The organism is Allocoleopsis sp. (assembly GCF_036703385.1).
Lineage (GTDB): Bacteria > Cyanobacteriota > Cyanobacteriia > Cyanobacteriales > Coleofasciculaceae > Allocoleopsis.
Genome location: NZ_DATNPA010000769.1, coordinates 1 through 6,120, shown reverse-complemented (window position 1 = coordinate 6,120; position 6,120 = coordinate 1). Strand labels below are relative to the sequence as shown.

The window sequence follows — 6,120 nt, the reverse complement described above, 5'->3', positions numbered from 1 at the left end:
GCTGATATTTCTAGTAACATCATTCGTCCTTACTACGCTTCAAAGTTTGATGTATTAGAAAATACTCTCGACCAATCCATGCCAAAAGAATTGCCTTGGTTGTTACATCGTGGAGAAGGAGCAATCTTTGCTTGGTTATGGTTACAGGATTTACCGATAACGGATTGGGAACTCTATCAAGAGTTAAAGAAAGTTGGTGTAATTGTTGTACCAGGTAGCACTTTCTTCCCAGGTTTACGAGAAGACTGGTCGCACAAGCAGCAGTGTGTGCGCATTAGCTTGACAGCAAGTGATGAAGAAATTGAAGCCGGGATGCAGCGTTTGGCAAAAGTAGTACAGTCGGTTTATTAGCGTTCTGCATCAGTCATTGTTTCACAAGGTTAGCCACCAGGTGTACTGGAATCTCAACGATAAACTCTGTCCCTTGCCCTGGAGTAGAAATACAACTGATTTGACCCAAGTGTTTTTCCACGACAATCTGGTAGCTAATGGATAATCCCAAACCTGTGCCATTCCCCACGCCCTTTGTGGTAAAAAATGGGTCAAATATCTGATTTTTCACCGCTTCATCCATGCCCAAACCATTATCGGCAACACGAATGACAACGAACTGAGAATTGGAAATCGGCTCAGTTTCTTTGTCACTTGTGATTTTTGAGGGTTGACTTAATGATGTGCTGATAGTAATTATTCGTGGGGACGTTTTATTGTCTAAAGCATCAATGGCATTGGAAAGTAGATTCATGAACACCTGATTTAACTGACTGGCATAACAGGTAACTAGAGGCAATTGACCATAATCTTTAATCACCTGAATCTCTAGTCGAGTGCCCTCAGCCCTCAAGCGATGTTGCAAAAGTAAGAGTGTGTTATCGATTTCTGCATGAATATCCATCGCTCTTATTCCTGCTTCATCCCGTCTAGAAAAGCTTTGCAAGCTATGCACGATTTCGCAGATACGTTCAGCGCCCACTTGCATGGAATTCATGAGTTTTTGCCAATCTTTCACCAGAAAGTCTAAATCCATCTCGTCAGCTAACTGCTGAATTTCTAGTGTTGGATGAGGATAAATCTGCTCATAGAGTTCAACAAGCCTTAGTAAGTCTTTGAAGTAGCCACGGGCGATATGAATATTGCCGTAGATAAAACTGACAGGATTGTTGATTTCATGAGCGATTCCGGCAAGCAGATGCCCTAATGCTGCCATTTTTTTCGATTGGATTAGTTCTTCTTGGGTGGATTGAAGTTGTTGTAACGTGTCTACCAAATCTTGGTTACTTTTTTGTAAGTATTGATTAGCTTTAGTTAATTCGTCATTTTTATTTTGCAGGCTTTTTTGCAGGCGTTGCAACGCTAAATGAGTTTCTACTCTCGCCAAAACCTCTTCCACCTGAAACGGTTTAGTGATGTAGTCCACCCCACCCACCTCAAAGGCTTTCACCTTATCTACCAACTCATCAATGGCACTGATAAAGATTATTGGAATGTTCTTGGTTCGTGCATCGGCTTTTAGCTGGGAGCAGACTTCATAGCCATCCATTTCTGGCATCATGATGTCCAGCAAAATCAAATCTGGCAGGAACCCTCGTGCCCCTGACAAGGCTAACTTCCCATTCGGCACGGGTCGAACTTCATATCCTTGTTTCTGCAAAATACTGACTAACAAACGCAAATTTTGTGGAGTATCGTCTACCACTAAAATATTACCTTTATAATTGTTCGTTTTGCGGACATTCATTTTACTTATTCTGTCCTGCACTGGCAGTAATCAAACTCAAAATTTTGTCATATTCAAAATTATCAATACAATAAGTGAGAGCATTGGCGAGTGGAGCATTTTCTGGACGAATTTGTTCAATCAAATCCAGAACTAACTTCAAATTAACATGAAGTATTGCCTGTTCCATATTAGTCACCCATTCTTGAGGTAGCGCCGCTAGAGCTACAGCCGTCAGAGCATCTTTCTCTCCATTTCTATTTAGAGATGAATCTCTTTTAGTTGGGTCTTCATACACAAAACGTACACCGATATGTTTGTGTATTATTTCAAAGATATCTGCCTCACGGAAGGGCTTACGCAAAAAATCATCACAACCGGCGCTGAGGACAACAGCCCGTTCTTCTTCTTGACTACTGGCAGTTAGGGCAATAATTGCAGTTACTTGGCCTTTGGTCGTTGCTTTGATGTGTTTGGTGGCTTCATAACCATCCATCACGGGCATTCGCATATCCATCCAAATGAGATGGGGTTCAAACGTTTCCCAAACTGCGATCGCTTCACTTCCATTACAAGCTTCTCTCAGTTCAAAACCCAAGGGATTGAGCAGTTTAACTAACAATTGGCGGTTCGTCGGTTTGTCATCAACAATCAAAATGCGATATCGAGGTTGATTGGGTTCGAGGGCAATGACTCGGCGTATCAGTTGGTGGCTTTCGATGTCGTTGGCATCAACCACACCGACTGGAATGTCAAATTTGAAGGTAGTCCCTTTGTCCACCTGGCTACTGACTACCATTGCACCACCCATCAGTTGTACAAATTGGCGTGTGATGGACAACCCCAATCCGGTTCCTTCTTGTGCTTCTTTACCAGTTTTGCTTTGTACGAAGGCTTCAAAGATGCTATCCAATTCTTCCGGAGCAATGCCTGAGCCTGTATCTTCCACTTCAAATTTGAGGGTTACAGGTTGCAGGTTAGCAGGTTGGGAAGAGGTTGAATGTTGAATGTTAGCAGGTTGGGAAGAGGTTGAATGTTGAATGTTAGCAGGTTGAAGGTTTTTAGAATAACCTGTAACGTTCAACCTTCCAACATTCAACTCTATATCTACTCGCAGCGACACCCCACCTTCTTGGGTAAACTTAATCGCGTTATTCAGCAGGTTAATCAGGACTTGGCGTAATTTGACCTCATCGGTGCGGACATAGCGAGGGAGTTCGGGGGCGCGATCGCAAATTAGCTGCAATCTTTTATCATCAGTCTTGAGTTGAAACATATCTTCCAAGTCATCGAGCAGACGATAGAGATCGAAGTTGTTTTCATTAAGAGTAATGCGCCCTGCCTCGATTTTGGATAAATCTAAGACTTGGTTAATCAGGGTAAGCAGATGTTCACCACTGCGGCTGATAATGCTGAGATTTTCTATGTGTTCTGGGGTAAGGGTTTTACTCCGATTCATGACTTGAGCAAAGCCAAGAATTGCGTTGAGGGGCGATCGCAATTCATGACTCATGTTGGCAAGGAAGGTGCTTTTGGCCTCGTTTGCCACTTCAGCTTTTTCTTTGGCTTCAGCTAATTCAGCCGTGCGCTCTACGACTTTTTGTTCTAATGTTTCAAAAGCATCTTGCAATTCGGCATTTGCCAGTTTTAATCGGGTTTTTGCCTGTTCATTTTCGGCTATAACAGCAGACAAGATTAAGGTCGTTAAGGCAATCACACCTAAGAAGGATTGCAACAGTAATAAAGATTCATTTTGTGAACTCCAAACAAATGGGCCAAAACCCTGAACAGTTCCCACGATTGAGATAAGGGATATGATCACAACCAAGACTGTGGCTGCTTGTTGTCCGAAGCGAAATGCTGCCCATACTAACAAGGGAATCAGCATATATACAACTGGATACCCACCTCCGAAGGTAATCCGAGTAATGGCAATCGTAAAGGCTATTAAAATAGCACCTTCAGCAAACCGTTGTTTAAATTTTTGCCTAGGTTTTTCGACGCCTTGACTCCAAGCCAAAACCACAGGAGTGAAGACGAGTATGCCCACAACTTCCGATATCCACCAAGTCCACCAGACCACTCCATAAGCTGACCAAGGTGCTTCACCGAACACACATAGGGCAGTCACGCCGATGTTGGCATCGGCTATCGGACTGAGCAGCGCAGCAAGGAACACAAAAGAGAAAACATCCCGAACGCGGTTCAATGGTTGATGATTTTCCATTGATCGCTTGATCAGATAGGCTGCTAAGACAGTACCGACAGCATTTCCCATGCCGATGCACAAACCGCTCAGGATAGCTGTTCCTGTTAGCTGCTCCCCTATAAAGTGAGCCATGCAACCACCCAGGAAAACCCCAGGCCATAGGTGATAGCCGAGGAGAAGTATGGCTGCCAAAGCAATGCCAGAGGCAGGCCAGATGGGTGTCGCATATCCATTAACGGCAGCAAAAACCAAAGACCCCTTAGCCAAACCGAAGTAGATAAAAGCCATCAGCACGGCTTGCAAGAGATGAGTCCGGTTTCGAGCTAACGGAAGAAGACTGTTTTTGAAACCATTGGCGATCGCGGTAATCATACAGATTCATCCCTCAAATTTTGCTAAAGGGAACTATCAGCGCCGTCTACAGACGAGATTTTTTACTAAACTAGCTGGCTCGAAATTTCGGTAGACATTAAGACTTGCTAAAGTTCGGTTAGGCTCTATTCTATTGAAGTCAGACCTTACCTTGGATAGATGTAAATTTTTGAAAAGTACTTCATAACTTGATTGGGCAAGCTTCTTCACTCAATGTCGCAATCTACTGGCATTCTGAATAAGACAGGTTGAGTGTGAGGCTAATTTGATGCATATCCCAAGGGTTGCGATTTCTACGTTAGTCAGTTTGGTCGTCTGTGGCGTCACTCCCCTGGAGATGGGAAGCGCTCGACTTCTAGCAGCACAGACACAGGCAAACCCAATTAATACGAAGGATTCAGGCCAACTGGATATTGCGGTTCTCATGGGTGTGGGGTACAGCTTTGACCTTTCTCCTTATAGAAAGGCTTTGAATTTAGCCCCCTTCCCTGGCAGGGAAGGGGGTTGGGGGTTAGGTCTGAGTGTACTTGACTCAACCGAGAAGCAGTATATTCGCCCGCTAACACCAATTGACTTTTTTAATGTCACATTTCACACCCCCCCAGCCCCCCTTGTTAAGGGGGGAGCAATCAAAGAATATGTGTCACAGGCAAACCCAATTGGTATAACACCAACCTCTGTCACGCTACCCCAAAAGACAACGCAATTAGCTCAAATAACGGCGAGTAAAGAAACCCCCTACACTCTGCCATCAGAAGACCAGCATAGAGTTGTGTACGATGGGGATTTTTTGAGGATAGGTGATACATGCGCTCGCCAAACCGGATGCAATGCCCTCAGCGATTTGCGCAGCAACCCGCGCATGAATCCCACTTCCACTCCACCCTCTTCACTCAACTCACAACAACCCCTGAGCTCCGAAGCCGTATCCAACACGCAGGCAATTGTCAGAGCGATCGAGATTCGCTTTGTTAATGATCAGGGTGAGGCCGTGGATAAAGACGGTAATCCCATTCCGAGGCGACTGTCTCAAGACTACATTGCTAGTGAGATTCAACTTAAGCCAGGTGATGTGTTTAGAGAGGATGTCGTTCAGGGTGATTTGCAACAGTTGCAGCAATTAGGATTATTTGAGCGGGTGGATATCTCTGTTGTGCCTGCTGATGATGGTGTTGATGTAGTCTATAACATCCAAGAGCGTCCAGGTCGTTCTATCAACCCTGGGGGTGGCTATAACGATGATGTGGGTGTATACGGCACGCTGAGTTATCGAGACTTCAACCTGTTTCCCAACCCCCAACGCGTCGAAGGAAATACTCAGATTAGCTTAAAGAACATCGATTTTAATGCCCAGTTCGTCAGTCCTTATCAGGTGGCGAGTGATAGTTTAGGGTATGGCTTCAGTCTTTTTCGCAAACGTAGTACTTCCAATATCTTTAATAGAGATATTGACCTTGCCAACGGTGAGAGTGTGCGGGAAATAGGTTTGGGTGGTAGCGCGACGTTGACACGTCCCATCGATCAATGGTGGAGTACCTTGGGGTTGAACTTCACTCGCATTAGTACGCGCGATCGCGATGGTACGATTGCCCGTGAGGATATACGAGGAAATCCTCTCACCTTCAGCGGTACAGGTATTGATGACCTATATACTGTGTCCCTTGGTGTCACTCGCGACTGGCGAGACAATCCCTTTAACCCCACAAGAGGCTCGATTGTCACCCTCAGTACCGAACAGTCTATCCCCATTGGGGTGGGTAACATTTTGCAAAATCGATTAGTGGGCAACTATATCCAATATGTACCTGTGCGCTGGCTGAGT

The 6,120-nt window shown here is 44.8% G+C and carries 3 protein-coding genes and 1 pseudogene; 2 read left to right on the top strand and 2 right to left on the bottom strand.

Features of this window, described 5'->3' with window-relative positions:
* Positions 1-351 (top strand): annotated as a pseudogene (locus V6C93_RS36095) (valine--pyruvate transaminase); the annotation flags it as partial.
* Between the two features lie 13 nt (positions 352-364).
* Here the strand turns inward: V6C93_RS36095 and V6C93_RS36090 are convergent.
* A complete protein-coding gene (locus V6C93_RS36090; protein WP_333481519.1) occupies positions 365-1,738 on the bottom strand; it encodes a hybrid sensor histidine kinase/response regulator in 1,374 nt (457 codons plus the stop codon).
* Position 1,739: 1 nt separating this feature from the next.
* A complete protein-coding gene (locus V6C93_RS36085) occupies positions 1,740-4,298 on the bottom strand; it encodes an MASE1 domain-containing protein (protein WP_333481518.1) in 2,559 nt (852 codons plus the stop codon).
* A 268-nt stretch (positions 4,299-4,566) separates the two neighbouring features.
* Between V6C93_RS36085 and V6C93_RS36080 the strand changes: the two genes are divergently transcribed.
* The coding region (locus V6C93_RS36080; RefSeq protein WP_333481517.1) for a BamA/TamA family outer membrane protein at positions 4,567-6,120 on the top strand (1,554 nt) is incomplete at its 3' end.